This window comes from Streptomyces sp. NBC_00435 (assembly GCF_036014235.1).
Lineage (GTDB): Bacteria > Actinomycetota > Actinomycetes > Streptomycetales > Streptomycetaceae > Streptomyces.
This window is the reverse complement of record NZ_CP107924.1, coordinates 3,156,769-3,175,015: the sequence shown is the minus strand read 5'-3', so window position 1 is coordinate 3,175,015 and position 18,247 is coordinate 3,156,769. Positions and strand designations below refer to the sequence as shown.

Genomic DNA, 18,247 nt, shown 5'->3' with positions numbered 1-18,247 from the left:
ACCCCGACCGTTCCCGGAACCCTTCGCTCATCAGGAGAGATCCGCATGCGTATGTACATCGGTAATCACCAGATCGTGAACCCCGCCGAGTTCGAGGAGCTGGCGCTCGGCTTCGATGAACTGCCCCTGGGGCTGGACCGGGACCTGTTCCGGGGCCCGCTCACCCCGGAGACCGCACAGGAGCGTGCGGCCCGTGAGGCGGTGGCCCGTGAGGTCATCGCGGAGCTGGCCGCGCTGGGCGAGGGCGGGGACGAGATCGCCGCGTGGGACGCGCTCTACGCCGACGCGCTCACCCGCACCGTCCCCTTCCTGCGGGGCGCCGCCCGCGACGCCGGCCGTTCCGCCTGGATGGGGGAAGCGGCATGAGCGCCCGATCGATGCAGGACCTGCACCGGGTGCTGATCTGCCTCGGTTCGCTGGCCGTCGTGAGCTGCACCGTGAGCGCCGTGGCGGTGCACGAGGGCTGGCTCCTCGGGGTGGCCGCGCTCGGTTTCGGTGTCCAGCACATCGGCTGGTCGCTTCACCGGCGCCGGATCGGCGGTGCCGCATGAGCCACACCTTGGCGGCCCTGTCCGGAGCGCTTCCCCTCGCGTCCGGCTGGTCGGTTCACAGCCTGTGGATGCGGCGCCGGATCGAGACAGCCCGGCGCGACCCGCTGACCGGGCTGTGGACGCGGGACCCCTTCGAGGAGCGGGCCCGCAAGAGCCTGGCTCAGGGATCCCAGCGTGCCGTACTCGTCTTGGATCTCAACCGGTTCAAGGAGATCAACGACACCCTCGGCCACGCGGCCGGAGACGCGGTCATCCGCGAGACCGGGCAGCGCCTGGGCCGGTGGGCCGAGGAACACGCAGGCGTCGCCGGGCGCCTGGGCGGGGACGAGTTCGCCGCCCTGATCCCCGGCTACGGCATCGACGAGCTGCGCGCCGACCTGTTCATGCTGACGGGCCGACTGGGCCAGCCGGTGCCGTTCGAGGGGCGCCCGATCGAGGTGAGTGCCTCGATCGGTGCCGCCTACTACCGCAGCGGCACCGGCGACCTGTCCACGCTGCTGCGCAGGGCCGATGAGCAGATGTACCGGGCCAAGCAGCGTGGCGGGGGCTGGCGCATCGCGCACCGGCTGAGCGTCCCCGAGGTGGGCACGGTCAACGGCCGCCGCGATGGCCGCCGTGGCACGAGCGGGGTGGCCGCGTGATGGCGACCCGCAACGCACTGAGCAAGGCGCAGAAGATCGTATTGACGGCCGCGTTCGTGCCCATGCTCGCCACCGGCGTCGCCGGTGGGGTCGGGACCTACAGCAACATCAGCCGCGCCTACGGCTCCGGCACGGCGCTCGGTGCGGTGGCAGCCGGTGAGGGTGCGACCGCCGTTCTGGCGCTGGTGCTCCTCGGGCTGACGATGCTCGGACAGTCCTCCCCTGGGATCATCCGGATCGGCTTGTGGGCCCTGCCGGCCGCCGCGTCGGTCATGGCCGCGATGGCCGCCGATGACCCGGGTCGCACCGTCATCTACGCCGTGACCCCGATGGGCATGTGCGTGGCGGCCGAGGGCATGGCGTTCCTGGCCCGGCGGATCGTGGTCCACCAGGACGGCCGTGACGCCGAGGCGGAAGCCAAGGCGGCCACTGTGGTGCGTGCCTTGGCCTACCACCGGGCCCGCGCCGCGAACCACCCGTGGTCGTGGGTTCGGAAGTGGTCCGACCAGACGTCGTGGCGGCTGGCCCGGAAGGTCGGGTTGGGGGACGCATCGTTGGGGGCCCGACTGCTGGACGTCCAGCGCGAGCGGCTCACCCACGGTGCAGACGCCGCCCTGGGGGCGATGTTCACCGCCTCCACAAACCAGCATGAAACGTCAGAGTTCATCGTAAATCGGTTGGGGTCTGACCTGCGGGAGTCGGCCGCCGAAGACCCGACCACGACGGCCGAACTCCCCGCCTCTGAGTCGGCCGACTCGGTACCGGCCATCGAGCCGGTGAAGCTGCCCGAGTCGGTTCCGGTAGTCGAGCCGGTCGAGCTTCCCCAGTCGGCTCCGGTCAAGGCAGTGGCAGCGGCGGAGTCGGCTCCGCGCCGGGCGACCGGTCGGGTACCGCAGTCGGCCCGTACGCCCCGACCGACGCGCGATTCGGATGAGCTGCTGGAAGAGGCCCGGTCGGTCACGGCCAACTGGTCCGATGGTGAGCTGACGGCCGAGGCGATCCGCAAGGCGGTCCGTACGTCGTCCGCCAGGGGCCGTCTGCTGCGCGACACGCTCAAGGCTGAACGCGCCGCCGCCGCTGAAGCGACGGCCGTGTGATGGCCGGGCACGGCATACCCGTCTATCCGTGGAGGCTCGCCCCGGACGGGCTGGCCACGCGCCGTCAACTCCGCGCGGCCGGCCTGCGCCCCGGCGGACAGGACGTCGTGGCTCAGCTGGAGCGACCGCGCTACCGGCGGGCGCCGCTGACCGCCTACCTGTACCGCGTGGACCTGGCCAAGCCCGTCCGGCCGATGACCCCGGCCAAGTGGGACGCGCTCGCCCTGGCGATGCTCGCCCGCCGTACCTGCCCCCAGTGCTCCACCGACGCCGGTTACGTCATCCCGGCCTCGCTCGGCATGTGCGTGCCCTGCGCCTACCCCGAGGAACAGCGCGCCGCCTGAAACAAGGGCCCGGACGCCTCCGTCCAAGCGCCGTCCGGGTCCCTTTCACCCCACTCGCTATGAGGGAGTAGACCTACCGTGTCTGATGTCCGTGTCACTGACCAGAGCGAGGACCTGGAGCGCCCCGGCGCCGAGGTCTTCGACATCACCACCAAGCGCCCCACCATCCCGACCCCGGCGGGTCCGCCGGCCGATCGGTACGACGACGATGAGGAAGAGTTGCCGCGGTCGCGGCCGGTCGACTCCAAGGACCTGCCGGCGCCGGGCATCACGACCTACAAGCGGCTGCCGATCATCCCTTCATGGCTGAAGTCGAAGCCGGGGTTCGTCTCCACCACCCAGCGCGCCACGAGCAACGCGTTCTACGCCACCGCCTTCCACGGGATCCGCACCCCCTGGTACGCGCTGCAGCTCGGGCGGCTCGCCCCGCGCGGCGTGGCCCGCCTGGTCCGCGACACCAACGCGTGGGTGTGGGACGCCGAGGCGGCCCCGCTCCGGGCGTACGAGGTCTACAAGGAGAACACCGCCGAGTACCTGAAGTTGTCGCGGCAGCGTGACAGCCGGGTGCGCCTGCGGATGCTGGTCACCGTGGTGGGGCTGATCTTCGGTACGGGCTTCGCGCTGACCATGTACGTCATGGCGCCCGGCTGGCTCGCCGTGTTCGCCTCGGCCGCCGTGCTCACCGCCGGTTTCTGGGGCGCCCCGAAGGATCAGCCGGTGATCGGGCCCGCCGTGCTGAAGACGGAGCTGGAGAAGCTCACCGGGATGCTCGTGCTCCGGGCTCTGGACAACATCGGCAATGCGAAGCTGTCGGCCGCCATCAAGAAGGGCGGCGACATGAACGGCCTGCGGTTCACCTCGGAGATCACCCGGGACGGGCCCGGCTACCGCGCCGACCTCGATCTCCCGTGGGGTGTCACCCCGGAGGACATCATGGAGGCTCGTAAGCCGCTCGCTTCCGGCCTACGCCGCAAGGTGGGCTCGGTGTGGCCGTCCTCCGACCCGACCGAGCATGAGGGGCGCCTGGTCCTGTGGGTGGGCGACAAGCCCATGAACGAGACCAAGAAGCCCGCCTGGCCGCTGCTGAAGTCGGGCAGCGTGGACCTGTTCAAGCCGGTGGTCTTCGGCAACGACCAGCGCATGGCCGATGTGGCCGTGACTCTGATGTTCGCGTCCGTGGTCGTCGGGTCCATCCCGCGCATGGGCAAGACGTTCTTGATGCGTCTGTTCCTGCTCATCGCCGCACTTGACCCGCGTGCCCAGCTCTACGCGTTCGACTTCAAGGGCACTGGCGACTTCGGTGCGCTGGAGCCGGTCTGCCACCGCTACCGGGCAGGGGATGAGGACGAAGACATCCTCTACGTCCTCGAATCGCTGCGGGAACTGCGGGCCGAACTGCGCCGCCGGGCGAAGGTCATCAAGTCCCTGCCGCGCTCGCGCTGCCCGGAGTCGAAGGTCACTGCGGACCTCGCCAACGACAAGAGCCTCGGGCTGCACCCGATCGTCGCCGGATTCGATGAGTGCCAGGTCCCCTTCGAACACGAGAAGTACGGCAAGGAACTCGAAGAGATCTGCACCGACCTGTGCAAGCGCGGCCCCGCCCTCGGCATGGTCACCCTGTTCGGCACCCAGCGCCCCGACGCCAAGTCGCTGCCCACCGGCATCAGCGCGAACGCGGTGCTGCGGTTCTGCCTCAAGGTCATGGGCCAGCCCGCCAACGACATGGTGCTGGGCACCTCGATGTACAAGGCGGGGTACCGGGCCACGATGTTCTCCCGCACCGACCGGGGTATCTGCTGGATGGCCGGTGAAGGAGATGACCCGCGCATCGTTGCCTCTGCGTTCGTGGACGCGCTCGGAGCCGAACAGGTCGTCGTGCGGGCCCGCCGGATGCGCGAGGAGTACGGCAACGTCACCGGCCACGCCATCGGCCAGGAACCCGAGAGCGGGGAAGCCTCCTTCGACCTCCTCGCCGACATCCTCAGGGTCGTGCCGGCCGATGAGGAGAAGGTCTGGAACGAAAAGGTCGCCGCCCGCCTCGCCGCGCTTCGCCCCGAGGTCTACAGCGGCTGGAAGGCCGAGACGGTGACCACGAACCTCAAGCCGCACGGCATCACCGCCCAGGACGTCTGGGGCTCCACCACCGCTGGCAAGGGCACCACACGACGCGGCATCGCCCGCGCCGACATCACCACCGCCATCACTCTCCGTGAGAGTACGCGGTCCGGGAGCTGACTCGCACCGCTGCTAGACCTAGCGGCCACCGCTGCTAGGTCTAGCACCCCCGCTAGCACCCCGAACCGCCCCCCATCAGCGATCTCGCACCTAGCAGCCGACCTGCGAAAACACCGGAAATACCGCCCGGAAGGCACTCCATGACCCCCATCCTCCTTGCTAGCGCCTGCCTGCTCATCGTCACACTCGGTTACGTCAGCGTGTGCGCGTCCAGCCCGTTCGGGACCTGCCGCAAGTGCAAGGGCTTCGGCTACGCGATGAAGACCGACCGCAAGGGACGCCTCAAGCGCGGCAAGCACTGCCGCCGCTGCGACGGCCACGGCAAGCGCATCCGCGTCGGACGCCACCTCTACAACCTGTGGCTGCGCCTCTACCGCGACTCCAACCCCGCCCCCCGCAAGACGTTCGTCCCGAAGGGATAACCCATGGCCATCACCGTCTCGCTCGTCTTCCTGTTCGGGCTGGTCCTGTTCTTCCTGCTCCGCTCCAAGACCCTCGGATATGGCTCCGCGTTCATCGCCATGATGTTCGGCTTCTTCCTCGCCTCCACCGGAGCCTCGGGCCCCATCAACGAACTCACCACCGCTGTCCTGAACGCCGTTTCGGACCTCGGGAGCCAGGGATGAACGAGCCCATCACCTACCGGCACTGGGCACTCGACCTCGCGCCCAAGGCAGCCCCCGCGCTGGCCACCACGACCGTGCTCATCCTGGGCCGGATTTGGAACGCCAACGGCGCCGAACACTCCGTCGGAAACGCGGCGCTGATGGTCGTCCTCGCCGCCGGAGCTGCGGCGGCCGGCGCCTTCTCCTCCGGCAACCACTCCGGCGGCAGCGTCATCGCCGGAACCGCCTTCGCCGCATCCGGCGGGCTGGCCCTGGCCGGAGTCGCCGGATACGCCGATGGCCTCTCCCTGCCGATCCTGCTGTGGGCGCTGGCCACCGCCGTCGCCTACGGACTCGCCGCCCGCTACTGGCGCACCGACCGCCGCGAGACCGTCGCGTACGAGCGGCAGACCCTCGGCCAGCGCGAAGTCCACGCCCACGTCGAGCGCGTCGAAGCGCTGCGCGCCGGAGCACAGATCGAGGTCGCTCGCTCCGGCGCCGTCTACGCCGAACAGCTCGCCAACGCGCTCATCACTCGCGCTGGCCTTCCCGGCTTCAACCCGCAGGCCATCACGGACGCGGGACTGCCCGAACTGCCCTCGGCCGAGGGGAAGGACTGGTGACCGGGCTCGAGGCGGCATACGCCACCGCGCCGAGCGTCATCAGCGAAATCGGATGGACCGTACGGGGAGCCCGTGGCTGCCGCGGTGGCATCCACGTTCGGGAGTTCTGGCTCCGCAAGGCCGCACTCCTGGACCGCATCGCCCTCACCGACGACGACCCCGTAGGCGGCGACGCCGCGACCTGCGCCACCGAAGCGGCTCACCGCCTGATGGAAATCGACCAGGCGGACGGTCCCCGCACGGCAGACCCCCGCGGCTACGTCCGCCAGGAATACGTCCTCTGGCTCCGCCACCACTGAAGAGAGATCGCCATGAGTTCCAGTCCCACCCTGAGTACCACGCAGCACCCCACGATGCACACGCAGGTCGACGGTCTCAGCTACCGGCCCGAGCGCATCAGCGTGATCGCGGCCCTGTCCCACATCCGCAGCGCCCGCAAGAGCCCCAAGAACGTGGACACGGTCAACGTCTACGCCTTCACCAGCCGCGACGGAATCCCGCTCCACGTGGTCTACATCCATCACACCCCGGGCCGCTGGCACGGAGTCAAGGACGTCATCGACGTCTACGAGATCCCCACCGCCACGCTCACCGACCTCTAGCTGTGCCCGGGGCGGTCGCCTCTCACCACAAGACCCGACCGCCCCGGCTTCCCCAGTCCCTTCGCAGAAACAGGAGACACCCAGCATGACACCAACCCTCGCTCCGCCGCTGCTGCGCGCCGCCCTCGCCGCCGCAGCGCGCGGCTGGCCCGTCTTCCCCCTGCGCCCCGGAGACAAGCGGCCGGCCGGACACCCCGAACGCAACTGCCCCCGTACGGGCCGCTGCACGGACGGCCACCGCACCCCCGAACAGCGCGCCACCCTCGACCCCGAGAACATCACCACGTGCTGGCAGTCGGCCCCCTACAACGTCGGCATCGCCACCGGCCCCGGCGGACTGCTGGTCGTAGACCTCGACATCCCCAAGGAAGACGATGGACCCGCGCCCGAGGAGTGGGCGGGGGCGACCGATGGCTTGGACGTCTTCGCGATGCTGTGCGAGCGCGCGGGTGAAAAGCTACCGACCGAGACGTACACAGTGCGCACTCGCCGTGGCGGACAGCACCTGTACTTCGCCTCGCCTCCTGGAAAGCAGCTACGCAGCACGGGGGGCTCCCTGGGTTGGAAGGTCGATACCCGGGCCTGGGGTGGGTACGTGGTCGCGGCCGGCAGCATCGTCGGCGGAGCGCCGTACGAGATTGTTCACGACGTACCCCCTGCCCCCCTCCCTGCGTGGCTGAGTGACCTGCTCACCCCGAAACCTGCGCCGGCCCCCATGCCGCTGGCAGAGCTGTCCGCTCGGATGCGCAACGCCACGGCCTACAGCACCGCCGCGCTGCGTGGGGAGCTGGAAAAGGTGCTGTCCGCCCGTGAGGGCGGTCGTAACCGTGCTGTGTATTTCGCCGCCTACGCCCTCGCTCGGTTGATCCACAACGGCGATCTCACCGAGGCCGACGTCAGCGCCGAACTCATGAGTGCAGGCCTGTCGATTGATCTTTCCGCTGGTGAATGCCGTACCGCGATCCGCTCGGGACTCGTCCGGGGCGGCGCACCGGAGGCGAGTGCGGCATGACCACACAGCCTGTGGCCAGCGATCTGTGGGTGGGGCTGGACATGGACGACGACGGCCAGCCCCCCGAGCCGATGTGGGAGGAGCCGATCCCGCTCAACGGGCGCCGCGAGCTTCCCACCTTCCCCGCGCACGTCTTCCCGGCCTGGCTCGGCGCATTCGTCAAGGCCGTTGCCGAGGAGACGCAGACGCCCATCGACCTGCCCGGCTCCATCGCTCTGTCGGTCCTCGCGGCAGCGGCCGGCGGCCGGGCGGTAGTCCACGTTCGCGGCAGCTGGCGGGAGCCCACCAACCTGTACGTGGTGTGCGCGCTGCCCCCGGCGAACCGCAAGTCGGCGGTCTTCGGGCTGCTGACCGATCCGCTGTACGAGGCGGAGAAGAAGCTCCAGATCACCATGGCTCCGGCCATCGTGGAAGCGGCCATGACCGCCCGGCTGGCCAAGGAAGCGGCCGACAACGCCGCGACCAAGGCCGCCAAGGCCGACCACGAGAAGCGCGAAGCCCTGATTGCCGAGGCCATCGGGCTGGCACAGACCGCCGAATCGGTGGCCGTGCCGGTCGAACCGCTGCTGCTGGCCGATGACTCCACCTCCGAGACTGTCACCTCGCTCATCGCAGAGCAGGGCGGCAGGCTCGCCGTGATGTCGGCCGAGGGCGGGATCTTCGACATCATCGCCGGACGCTACTCGGGGGCCCCGAACATGGAGGTCTTCCTCAAAGGCCATGCCGGGGACCGGCTGAGGGTCAACCGGCAGACCCGCCGCGAGTACATCGACCACCCAGCCCTGACCATCGGCCTGGCCGTCCAGCCGGACGTGCTCCGGGACATCGCCAAGGTCAGGGGCTTCGACGGGCGCGGGCTGCTGGCCCGCTTCCTGTACTCCATGCCGAAGTCCTTGGTCGGAGAGCGTGAGGTCATCACCGATCCGATCCCCGAAGAGACCGCGGCTCTCTATGAGCACAACGTTCTCGCACTCACGCTCTGGCTGGCCGAGTGGACTGACCCTGCCGTCATCCAGCTCTCACCCGAGGCGGACAAGGCCCTGATCGCCTACCAGCAGCGGGTAGAGCCGCAGCTCGCCGCGCGAGGCGGAGCCTTGGGACACATTGCGAACTGGGCGGGAAAACTTGCTGGGGCCGTGGTCCGCATGGCCGCTCTCCTGCACTTGGCTGAGCACCTGGAGGGTGGCCACACCAAGCCGGTCACTGAGGCCACCATGCGCGCGGCGATCACGCTGGGGGAGTACTTCACCGCTCATGCCCTCGGCGTCTTCGACGTCATGGGCGCCGACCCCACCGTGGGCCGCGCCCGCTCCGTGCTGGAACTGCTGCGCACCCAGCAGTGGGGCGAGGTCAGTAAGCGCGACCTCATGGTGAAGGTCTCCCGCTCGGAGTTCCCCACCGTCGCCGACCTTGAGCCCGCGCTGGACCTCCTCGAGGAACACGGGTACCTCCGAGCGCAGCCCGTCGTGCGCGCCGGAGGGCGTGGCCGGCCGCCGTCCCCGCGGTACCTCATCCACCCCTGCGTGAACGAACCCGCCGTCTGAACCCCGCCACAGAAACCACAGAATCACAGAAATAACCCCACCCCGCTCCTGACCTGCGCAGATGCCCCCCAGGGCGGCAGGATGGCCGCTGCCACAGAAACCCACGGAAGTCCCACACAAATACCCGCCCGCCCCGGGCCCTTATTTCTGTGGGACTTCTTGCGGTTTCTGTGGCGGACCACCCCCACGGAGGTTTCCCCAGGTCAGACCCCCTGCCCTGGGTTTCTGTGTATTTCGTGGTTTCTGTGGCGGCCCGCCAAGGAGCGAGCCCATGCACGACGCCCATGTCGCCGCCTCCCACGTGGCAGATCCAACGCTGGTGCTGCTGACGGTCGAAGAGGCCGCCCGTCGACTCTCCATCGGTCGGACCACGTGCTTTCACCTCATCGGCTCCGGACAACTGGAGTCCGTCCCCATCGGCCGTCTTCGCCGCGTGCCGGCGGAAGCCGTGAACGACTTCCTCGCACGGCTCCGCGAAGCGCACCGCCCTACCTCCACCGCTGCCTGAAGGGGCTGCCCATGACAGAGAACACGCGGACCCGCCAGCCCAACGGCCGCAGCTCCATCTACCTCGGAAAGGACGGGAAGTGGCACGGCCGTGTCACGGTCGGCGTGCGCGACGACGGCACACCTGACCGGCGCCACGTCGAGCGCAAGACCCGTGCTGAGGTCACGCTCGCCGTGCAGGAGCTGGAGAAGGCGCGGGATGCCAAGACCGTGCGCAAGCCGGGCAAGGCCATGACCGTCAAGGCCTGGCTGACGCACTGGATCGAGAACGTCGCCCCGCTCGGGGTCAACGACAACACGATGGTCGGGTACGGAGTGGCTGTGCGGAAGCACCTCATCCCCGGCCTGGGAGCTCATCGCCTCGACAGGCTCACGCCCGAGCACATCGAGATCTTCTATGCGAAGTTGCAGGCCAGCGGCCGAAAGGCTGCGACCGCCCACCAGGTGCACCGCACCTTCCGTACCGCACTCAACGAGGCGGTCCGCCGCGGTCACCTCGGCAAGAACCCGGTCCAGTTGGCCAAGGCGCCGAAGGCGGACGACTACGAGGCGGAGCCCTACACCGTGAAAGAGGTACAGCGACTGCTGGAGGCCGCTGGCAGGGAACGTAATTCGGCGCGCTGGGCCGTCGCGCTCGCCCTCGGGCTTCGTCAGGGGGAGGTGCTGGCCCTGAAGTGGGAGGACGTAGATCTTGAGGGTGGGTTCCTTGTGGTCCGCCGTAGTCGCCACCGCCCGCAGTACGCGCACGGGTGCAGCGCCCCGTGTGGCCGGAAAGCCGGGTACTGCCCGGAGAAGCGGCGCAGCAACCCGGAGACCTCTGTGACCAAGTCGCGCGCCGGCCGCCGCGCGGTCGGTCTCCCGGAACAGCTCGTTGACCTTCTGCGAGCCCACCGCAAGGCTCAAGCCGCAGAGCGGAAGACGGTCGGGAAGCGCTGGGTAGAAGGTGACTGGGTATTCCCTGACGAGCACGGGCGCAGCCCTTCCCACCGGAGGGACTGGGCCGAGTGGAAGGCTCTGCTCGTGGCAGCGAAGGTTCGTGACGGGCGCCTGCACGACGCGAGGCACACTGCCGCCACGGTGCTGCTCATCCTCGGCGTCCCCGAGCGGGCCGTCATGGGCCTCATGGGCTGGTCGACCACGGCCATGGCCGCGCGGTATCAGCACATGGTCGACGCGGTACGGACCGATGTGGCCCGGCAGGTGGACGGTCTGATCTGGAAGTCTGGTGACGAGAGCTCGCAGATGTGAAGTACAGCTGGGGCAGCCGCTTTTGCGACTGCCCCAGCGTATGCGTGCGGTCCAATGTCACACCGAGGCTGTCGGGCACAGCGTGGACCAGAGCGCTGGACCTATGGGCCGGTGAAGTACGACAATCACCAGCCATGTCCGACACTTTCTGGACCGCGCTCTCCGCGACTGCCACAGCGGCCGCCTTCTTCGCGGTCACCTGGCAGTCGATACTCACTCGCCGTGCTCTTGGGACGGCACAACAGGCTCTTGCCACTGCTGATCAGGCCCTCATTGCCTCTCAAGCTGTAGCGCTGGACGCGGCCCGTACGCGGCTGGACGGGCAGGCCCCGACCGTCAGTGTCCGAATCCACGAAGTGCCGTGGCCACCGTTGGCCTGGACGCCCCACGGCATGCCGGTGAACCCTTGGCGTAACGGGTACGAGTGGCACTTCCCCGCCATGCAGGAGGAGCGAATCGTCCTCCAGGCATGCATCGAGGTGCAGAACCATGCTCAATCTCATGTCACTCTCGACTGCCAGGGTGACTTGTACGTCGCGGTTGAGCAGAGGCCGACCGCGGCGGGCTCCAGCCTGTTGTTTCCTGAGCAGCGGGTTCGTCGTCTCTTCTTGCAGAAGGACTTCACCATCAAGGAGCTTTCGGAGAACTACGAAGCGCAACAGGCGGGGCGCCCACTACCCCACCGAGTAGAGGGAAGCATCACTGTCCACGATGGCCGCGACAACGGTGTGACCGACGCGTGGGACCTTGAGTTGACCGGGTGCCCCGTCCGGCCAGTGGAAGAACGCCAAGGGCTGTGGGTCGTGGCTGCCAGCAGTCTCCCGGGTGACTCTGGGGCGGACCTGTTGGAGTACGAAGTCCAGCCACCCCGAAGGCGTACCTACTGGATTTCCAGGCAGCGCGGGGAGCAGCTACCGGAGCCGACCTTCACTATCAACGTGCCGGGTGCGTTGCCAGCCATCCAGTCGTAGCTCCTGCCGCCGCGTGCCTTCGGCCGGCCTGCCCCACCCGTCGGTGGGGACGTGCTCTTGGCACAACTGAGACGGGAACTGAGACGAACAGCCAAATGGGCGGCACCCCATGTGGGGTGCCGCCCATTCGTTTTGGCTGGTCGGGCCATCAGAAGCCGTGACCGGAATCGAACCGGCGTAACTCGCTTTGCAGGCGAGTCCCTCAACCACTCGGGCACACGGCTGGGTGGTGGTGATGTCTATGACCGTACGAGGGCGGGCGCGGGTCGGGAAGGGGTGCGCGGGGGGTGCAACGTGACTGCCATGCCGCGTTCACAGTCCGGGGCGGCGGGGTGGGCGGCGGGGTGGTTCCGACCGTGGGCCTAGGGCTGGGGGACGAGGTGGGATACGCCGGAATGACAGGGTCGATACCCGGTCACGCACCTTACTCTGGGGCGATGAGCGTCCTCCCGAAGCGAGCCACCGCACCCGTCCCCGTTCCGCCCCGGCCCCGGGGCGGGGTCCTCGGGCCCGCGTACCGGACGCTCAGCATCGGGGTCATCTCCGTCGTCTTCCTGATCGCCTTCGAGGCCACCGCCGTCGGGACCGCGATGCCCGTGGCCGCGCGGGAGCTGGAGGGGATCGGGCTCTACGCCTTCGCCTTCTCCGCCTACTTCACCACCAGCCTGTTCGGGATGGTGCTCTCCGGGCAGTGGGCCGACCGGCAGGGGCCGCTGCGGCCGCTGACCGTGGGGATCGGCGCCTTCGCCGCCGGGCTGGTGTGCTCCGGTACCGCCGGGGCGATGTGGATGTTCGTGCTCGGGCGGGCCGTGCAGGGGTTCGGTGGCGGGCTGGTCATCGTCGCGCTCTACGTGGTCGTCAGCCGGGCCTACGAGGAGCGGCTGCGCCCCGCGATCATGGCGGCCTTCGCCGCGAGCTGGGTCGTGCCCTCGATCGTCGGACCGCTGGCCTCGGGCACGGTGACCGAGCACCTCGGGTGGCGCTGGGTCTTCCTCGGGATACCCGCGCTGGTCTTCGTACCGCTCGCGGTGGCGCTGCCGGCGATACGCCGGAGCGCGTCGGGGCCGGTGGACCCGCAGGCCCCGCCCGTGGCGTTCGACCGGCGGCGGATCCGGCTGGCCCTCGGGATCTCGGTCGGTGCGGGGCTGCTCCAGTACGCCGCCCAGGACCTCCGGTGGCTGTCGCTGCTCCCGGGCCTCGCGGGTGTGGCCCTGCTGGTGCCCGCCGTGCTGGGGCTGCTGCCTCGCGGGACCTACCGGGCGCGGCGCGGGCTGCCCTCGGTGGTGCTCCTGCGTGGGGTGGCGGCGGGGTCGTTCATCGCGGCGGAGAGCTTCGTTCCGCTGATGCTGGTCACCCAGCGGGGGCTGAGCCCGACCCTGGCCGGCTTCTCGCTCGCGCTGGGCGGGGTGACGTGGGCGGCGGGCTCGTGGGTGCAGTCGAAGGGGCGGGTGGCGCCGTACCGCCAGCGGCTGATGGTGCTCGGCATGGTCATGGTCGCGGCCGCGATCGCGGGGGCGCCGGCGGTGCTCGTGGAGTGGGTGCCTGTGTGGACGATGGCGCTGGTGTGGGCGCTGGGGTGCCTGGGGATGGGGCTGGTGATCGGCTCCACGAGCGTGCTGCTGCTGAAGCTGTCGGCGCCGGAGGAGGCGGGGGAGAACTCCGCCGCGCTGCAGATCTCGGACGCCCTGGCCAACGTGGTGCTGCTGGCGGCCGGTGGGGCGGCGTTCGGCGCGCTGGGCGGGGGAGCGGTGGGAGCGGCGCACTCCGTGGCGGAGGGCGGTGGCGCTGCGCACCCGGCCGCGTTCGTGGTGGTCTTCCTCCCGATGGCCTGCGTGGCTCTGGTGGGGTGCTGGGTGGCGACCCGGCTGGACCCCGTCCCGGCAGCGGCGCCGGGCAGTGAGACCGGGGCCGCCGCCGACGCCGGGGCCGCCGCTGACGCCGGGGCCGGGGCCGAGGACGGCGTCAAGGCCTGACCGGAGCGCGGGGCAGTACCGGCCGGCAGGACCCGGAAGGCGCGGCCCCGGGGCCCGCCAGGGCGTGGCCCGGCCTTCGCCGCTGCCGCCGCCTCCAGCAGGGGCCAGCCGTCGGAATCCGCCGGCTGTCGTGCGTCCGGCTGCCAGTCGCGGGCTGAGCCACCTCGAGCAGGGCCCGTACGGCGCTCGGCTCATGGAGGTTGGGTCCGCGCCCCGGACGAGGCCCACGTCCCCGGAGCCGACGGGGGCTCCGCCCCGGACGTACAGGCCGGGGGCGTCGGCGAAGACGATGCGCATCGGGCCGCCGGCGACCGGGCGGCGGGGTTCCTTCGCACTGCATGGCACGGGGCCGGGTGTATGCGGCGCCGTGCCCCGCGGTGCTCCACGCAGTGGGCCCCGGGAAATCGCGGCGACCCGGCCGCAGGGCCGTCGGTAGCATCCGGGGATGAACGAGCTGATCATCGAAGTGCCGGACGCCGACTGGGCGGAGCTGGCCGATCTGGCCGATGCCACCGGGCAGAGCGCCGAGGCGGCCGCGCTGGGGGCCGTACGGGCGTGGGCGCGGGCGGAGCGCGAGCGGGTCGGGGGCGAGGCCGCGCGGCTCGCGGGGCGGCACGCCGGGCTGCTGAGGAGGCTCGGGGAGTGATGATCAGGTTCCTGACCCTCGGCGAGGTGCTCGATCTCGCCCGGCCCGCCTGCCGCGCCCAGGACCAGCCCGTCGAGCTGCGCGCCCCCGGGCTGCTGGAGTCGGCGGTACACCGGCCGCGGGCCCGGATGTTCGGGACGCCGGCGTACGCGGACACGTACGAGCAGGCGGCCGCCCTGCTGCACGCGATCGCCACGAACCACCCCCTCGTCGACGGGAACAAGCGCACCGCCTGGCTCGCCGCCGCGACCTTCCTCGCCGTCAACGGCATCGATCCCGCCGACGTCGACCAGGACACGGCCTACGACCTGGTCATCGACGTGGCGGCCGGTTCGGAGGCGGACGTCGCGCGGATCGCGGAGCGGCTGCGCGCCCTGGTCCGGCAGGCCTGACGGACCAAGGCGGGACCAGGGCTGGGCCCGGGCGGCACCCGGCCAGGGCCAGCGCGGGGTGGAGCCCGGGTGGAGCCGCCGCCGGTGCGGGGACTGCGCCGACACGGGTGCCCCGCACGCCTGTCCCCCCGATGTGACGCTCGACGCACCGGCCGAGGTCACGGGCCTGTCCCTCCGCGGGGTGCGCGTCCGGGCCGGTAAGGTGGCCCGGTTGTCCTACGTACGACTGCCCGTACCGCGGCCCGTAGTGCCGCTGTCCGTACCGGGTACGCCGCCGAGAGCCCGAACCGGAGACCGTGACTACTACCGCCTCCCACCACCTCTCACCCGCCTTCCCCGGCCGCGCGCCGTGGGGTACCGCCAGCGCCCTGCGAGCTTGGCAGCAGGGTGCGCTGGACCGGTACCTGGAGACCCAGCCGCGCGACTTCCTCGCCGTCGCCACCCCCGGCGCCGGCAAGACCACCTTCGCGCTGACCCTCGCCTCGTGGCTGCTGCACCACCACGTGGTGCAGCAGGTGACCGTCGTCGCGCCCACCGAGCACCTGAAGAAGCAGTGGGCGGAGGCCGCCGCCCGGATAGGGATCCGGCTGGACCCCGACTACTCCGCGGGCCCGCTCAGCAAGGACTACCACGGGGTCGCGGTCACGTACGCGGGCGTGGGCGTCCGCCCGATGCTGCACCGCAACCGGTGCGAGCAGCGCAAGACCCTGGTCATCCTCGACGAGATCCACCACGCCGGTGACTCGAAGTCCTGGGGCGAGGCGTGCCTGGAGGCCTTCGACCCGGCGACCCGGCGGCTCGCGCTCACCGGTACGCCCTTCCGGTCCGACACCAATCCGATTCCCTTCGTGGCCTATGAGGAAGGGAACGACGGGATCCGGCGGTCCTCCGCCGACTACACCTACGGCTACGGGAACGCGCTCGGCGACGGGGTCGTGCGGCCCGTCATCTTCCTCTCCTACAGCGGCAACATGCGCTGGCGCACCAAGGCGGGCGACGAGATCGCCGCGCGCCTCGGCGAACCGATGACCAAGGACGCCATCTCCCAGGCCTGGCGTACGGCGCTCGACGCGCGCGGCGACTGGATGCCGAACGTGCTGCGCGCCGCCGACCAGCGGCTGACGGAGGTCAGGAAGGGCATCCCGGACGCCGGCGGGCTCGTGATCGCCGCCGACCAGGACTCGGCGCGCGCGTACGCCAAGCTGATCCGCGAGATCACGGGCACCAAGGCGACCGTGGTGCTCTCCGACGACACGGGCGCCTCGAAGCGGATCGACGAGTTCGCCGCGAGCAACGACCGCTGGATGGTCGCGGTCCGCATGGTGTCCGAGGGCGTCGACGTACCGAGGCTCGCGGTCGGCGTGTACGCCACCACCATCTCGACGCCGCTGTTCTTCGCACAGGCCGTCGGGCGCTTCGTGCGTTCGCGCAGGCGCGGCGAGACGGCATCGGTGTTCCTGCCGACCATCCCCTACCTGCTGGGCTTCGCGAACGAGATGGAGGTCGAGCGCGACCACGTCCTCGACAAGCCGAAGAAGCAGGGCGAGGAGGACCCGTACGCCGACTCCGAGAAGGAAATGGACGAGGCGAACAAGCAGGAGGACGAGGACACCGGCGACGAGGAGCAGATGTCCTTCGAGGCGCTGGAATCCGACGCCGTCTTCGACCGGGTCCTCTACGACGGCGCCGAGTTCGGCATGCAGGCCCACCCGGGCAGTGAAGAGGAGCAGGACTACCTCGGCATCCCCGGGCTGCTGGAGCCCGACCAGGTGCAGATGCTGCTCCAGAAGCGGCAGTCGCGGCAGATCGCGCACAGCAGGCGCAAGCCGGACTCGGAGGCGGACCTGCTGGAGCTGCCGGCCGACCGGCGCCCGGTGGTCTCGCACAAGGAACTGCTGGAGCTGAGGAAGTCCCTGAACACGATGGTCGGCGCGTACGTCCACCAGAGCGGGAAGCCGCACGGGGTGATCCACACCGAGCTGCGCCGGGTGTGCGGCGGACCGCCGAGCGCGGAGGCCACCGCGGGACAGCTGCGGGAGCGCATCAAGAAGGTCCAGGAGTGGGCCACCCGCATGCGGTGACGGTGACCAGGTCGGTCGGCCCGGGGGCTCGACCCGGTGGCGCCCCGGTGGGTTGATCCGGTGGGCTGTTCCCACACGGTACGGAGCGGGGCCCGTGCGGATGACCGCACGGGTCCCGCTCCGATTTGGTGACTGTCAGTGATGGCCGCGGTCCTGGTTCCGGCGGTCGTCGGAGGGGTCGCGGTGGGCACCGCCGATCCGGGTGAGGTCACGAATTGACGGCGACCCGCGAGTACAACCGGTATAAAACGGCTGTAGGCGCCCGGATTGTGGACGAGCCCTTCCGCTGAGCGGACCCGCTCGCTAATGTCCCCGCATCGAACGCCCCGTGGCAACGCCGCCGCGGGAGCGCAGCCGGTGCCATGGCCGCTACCGGCGGCCTCTCCGTGCGTCGCCGAGGGACCGGCGTCGCTATCCCCAGAGAGTCACCGCCGCCCACCGAAAGAGGGAGAGGCGTCGTGACCGCGGAAACCTCCCAGACTCTCGACCGAGGACTCCGAGTTCTCAAACTGCTCGCCGACACCGACCACGGTCTGACCGTCACCGAGCTCTCCAACCGCCTCGGTGTGAACCGCACCGTGGTCTACCGCCTCCTGGCCACCCTCGAACAGCACGCCCTGGTCCGCCGCGACCTCGGCGGCCGCGCCCGCGTCGGGCTCGGCGTCCTGCGGCTGGGCCGCCAGGTCCACCCGCTGGTGCGCGAGGCGGCCCTGCCCGCGCTGCGCTCCCTCGCCGAGGACATCGGTGCCACCGCGCACCTGACCCTCGTGGACGGGACCGAGGCGCTCGCCGTGGCGGTCGTGGAGCCGACCTGGACCGACTACCACGTCGCCTACCGGCCCGGCTTCCGTCACCCCCTCGATCGCGGGGCCGCCGGCCGGGCCATCCTGGCCGCCCGTCAGGGCACGCTCATCGAGCCCGGCTACACGCTCACCCACGGGGAGCTGGAAGCGGGCGCCAGCGGGGCCGCGGCGCCCCTGGTGGGCATCACCGGGCTCGAGGGCAGCGTCGGCGTCGTCATGCTGGCCGATGCCGTGCCCGAGCGGGTCGGCCCGCGCGTGGTGGACGCCGCCCGTGAGGTGGCCGACGCCCTGCGCTGAGCCGCGCAGCGCTGCCGGCCGCGGAGCGACCGCCCGACCGCGGAGTGCCTGCCGGGCCGCGCCGCACAGCAGGAC

At 70.5% G+C, this 18,247-nt stretch carries 21 protein-coding genes and 1 tRNA gene; 21 read left to right on the top strand and 1 reads right to left on the bottom strand.

The annotated features are described in order from the left end of the window. Positions 1–45: 45 nt before the first annotated feature. The 16 genes from OG389_RS14655 to OG389_RS14580 all read left to right on the top strand — a co-directional run bounded on the left by OG389_RS14655 (position 46) and on the right by OG389_RS14580 (position 11,980). On the top strand, positions 46–366 hold the full coding sequence (locus OG389_RS14655) for a hypothetical protein (RefSeq protein WP_328298924.1): 321 nt from the start codon (positions 46–48) through the stop codon (positions 364–366). Then, positions 363–551: a hypothetical protein gene (locus tag OG389_RS14650; RefSeq protein WP_328298923.1), complete on the top strand. Its 189-nt coding sequence runs from the start codon at positions 363–365 to the stop codon at positions 549–551. The genes OG389_RS14655 and OG389_RS14650 overlap by 4 nt, the downstream gene beginning before the upstream one ends. Next, positions 548–1,192: a GGDEF domain-containing protein gene (locus OG389_RS14645; protein ID WP_328298922.1), complete on the top strand. Its 645-nt coding sequence runs from the start codon at positions 548–550 to the stop codon at positions 1,190–1,192. The genes OG389_RS14650 and OG389_RS14645 overlap by 4 nt, the downstream gene beginning before the upstream one ends. Next, the gene (locus OG389_RS14640; RefSeq protein ID WP_328298921.1) at positions 1,192–2,289 is read left to right on the top strand and encodes a conjugal transfer protein; all 1,098 of its coding nucleotides are present in this window, start codon (positions 1,192–1,194) and stop codon (positions 2,287–2,289) included. The genes OG389_RS14645 and OG389_RS14640 overlap by 1 nt, the downstream gene beginning before the upstream one ends. Further along, positions 2,289–2,633, top strand: a complete 345-nt coding sequence (locus OG389_RS14635; RefSeq protein ID WP_328298920.1) for an RRQRL motif-containing zinc-binding protein — start codon at positions 2,289–2,291, stop codon at positions 2,631–2,633. Before OG389_RS14640 ends, OG389_RS14635 begins: the two co-directional genes overlap by 1 nt. 78 nt (positions 2,634–2,711) lie before the next feature. Continuing rightward, positions 2,712–4,868, top strand: a complete 2,157-nt coding sequence (locus OG389_RS14630) for a cell division protein FtsK (protein WP_328298919.1) — start codon at positions 2,712–2,714, stop codon at positions 4,866–4,868. 140 nt (positions 4,869–5,008) lie between these two features. Beyond that, complete coding sequence (locus OG389_RS14625) at positions 5,009–5,290, top strand: hypothetical protein (RefSeq protein WP_328298918.1); 282 nt, start codon at positions 5,009–5,011, stop codon at positions 5,288–5,290. A gap of 3 nt (positions 5,291–5,293) precedes the next feature. Then, a complete protein-coding gene (locus OG389_RS14620) occupies positions 5,294–5,494 on the top strand; it encodes a hypothetical protein (protein WP_328298917.1) in 201 nt (66 codons plus the stop codon). After that, positions 5,491–6,096, top strand: a complete 606-nt coding sequence (locus OG389_RS14615; protein ID WP_328298916.1) for a hypothetical protein — start codon at positions 5,491–5,493, stop codon at positions 6,094–6,096. Before OG389_RS14620 ends, OG389_RS14615 begins: the two co-directional genes overlap by 4 nt. After that, complete coding sequence (locus OG389_RS14610) at positions 6,093–6,395, top strand: hypothetical protein (RefSeq protein ID WP_328298915.1); 303 nt, start codon at positions 6,093–6,095, stop codon at positions 6,393–6,395. The genes OG389_RS14615 and OG389_RS14610 overlap by 4 nt, the downstream gene beginning before the upstream one ends. A gap of 12 nt (positions 6,396–6,407) precedes the next feature. Continuing rightward, on the top strand, positions 6,408–6,698 hold the full coding sequence (locus OG389_RS14605; protein ID WP_328298914.1) for a hypothetical protein: 291 nt from the start codon (positions 6,408–6,410) through the stop codon (positions 6,696–6,698). 85 nt (positions 6,699–6,783) lie between these two features. Continuing rightward, positions 6,784–7,710 carry a bifunctional DNA primase/polymerase gene (locus OG389_RS14600; RefSeq protein WP_328298913.1) on the top strand — a complete coding sequence of 309 codons (927 nt, stop codon included), beginning with the start codon at positions 6,784–6,786 and terminating at the stop codon, positions 7,708–7,710. Next, positions 7,707–9,254, top strand: a complete 1,548-nt coding sequence (locus tag OG389_RS14595; protein ID WP_443059273.1) for a YfjI family protein — start codon at positions 7,707–7,709, stop codon at positions 9,252–9,254. The genes OG389_RS14600 and OG389_RS14595 overlap by 4 nt, the downstream gene beginning before the upstream one ends. Before the next feature lie 271 nt (positions 9,255–9,525). Then, complete coding sequence (locus OG389_RS14590) at positions 9,526–9,762, top strand: excisionase family DNA-binding protein (protein ID WP_328298912.1); 237 nt, start codon at positions 9,526–9,528, stop codon at positions 9,760–9,762. Positions 9,763–9,773: 11 nt separating this feature from the next. Then, positions 9,774–11,009 carry a tyrosine-type recombinase/integrase gene (locus OG389_RS14585; RefSeq protein ID WP_328298911.1) on the top strand — a complete coding sequence of 412 codons (1,236 nt, stop codon included), beginning with the start codon at positions 9,774–9,776 and terminating at the stop codon, positions 11,007–11,009. 134 nt (positions 11,010–11,143) lie between these two features. Further along, positions 11,144–11,980 carry a hypothetical protein gene (locus OG389_RS14580; protein WP_328298910.1) on the top strand — a complete coding sequence of 279 codons (837 nt, stop codon included), beginning with the start codon at positions 11,144–11,146 and terminating at the stop codon, positions 11,978–11,980. 152 nt (positions 11,981–12,132) lie between these two features. On the opposite strand, the gene OG389_RS14575 is transcribed toward OG389_RS14580, so the two are convergent. Next, positions 12,133–12,204: transfer RNA gene (locus tag OG389_RS14575), tRNA-Cys, on the bottom strand. Positions 12,205–12,417: 213 nt separating this feature from the next. On the opposite strand from OG389_RS14575, the gene OG389_RS14570 reads away from it, so the two are divergent. The 5 genes from OG389_RS14570 to OG389_RS14550 all read left to right on the top strand — a co-directional run bounded on the left by OG389_RS14570 (position 12,418) and on the right by OG389_RS14550 (position 18,172). Then, entirely contained in the window at positions 12,418–13,953 is a 1,536-nt protein-coding gene (locus tag OG389_RS14570) for an MFS transporter (protein ID WP_328298909.1), read from the top strand. A gap of 445 nt (positions 13,954–14,398) precedes the next feature. Beyond that, complete coding sequence (locus tag OG389_RS14565; RefSeq protein ID WP_328298908.1) at positions 14,399–14,599, top strand: hypothetical protein; 201 nt, start codon at positions 14,399–14,401, stop codon at positions 14,597–14,599. Next, entirely contained in the window at positions 14,599–14,991 is a 393-nt protein-coding gene (locus OG389_RS14560; RefSeq protein WP_328298907.1) for a type II toxin-antitoxin system death-on-curing family toxin, read from the top strand. Before OG389_RS14565 ends, OG389_RS14560 begins: the two co-directional genes overlap by 1 nt. A 296-nt stretch (positions 14,992–15,287) precedes the next feature. Next, positions 15,288–17,072, top strand: coding sequence for a DEAD/DEAH box helicase (locus OG389_RS14555; protein ID WP_328298906.1), 1,785 nt, complete (start codon positions 15,288–15,290; stop codon positions 17,070–17,072). A gap of 458 nt (positions 17,073–17,530) precedes the next feature. Beyond that, positions 17,531–18,172, top strand: coding sequence for an IclR family transcriptional regulator (locus tag OG389_RS14550; protein WP_054222485.1), 642 nt, complete (start codon positions 17,531–17,533; stop codon positions 18,170–18,172). Positions 18,173–18,247: the final 75 nt, after the last annotated feature.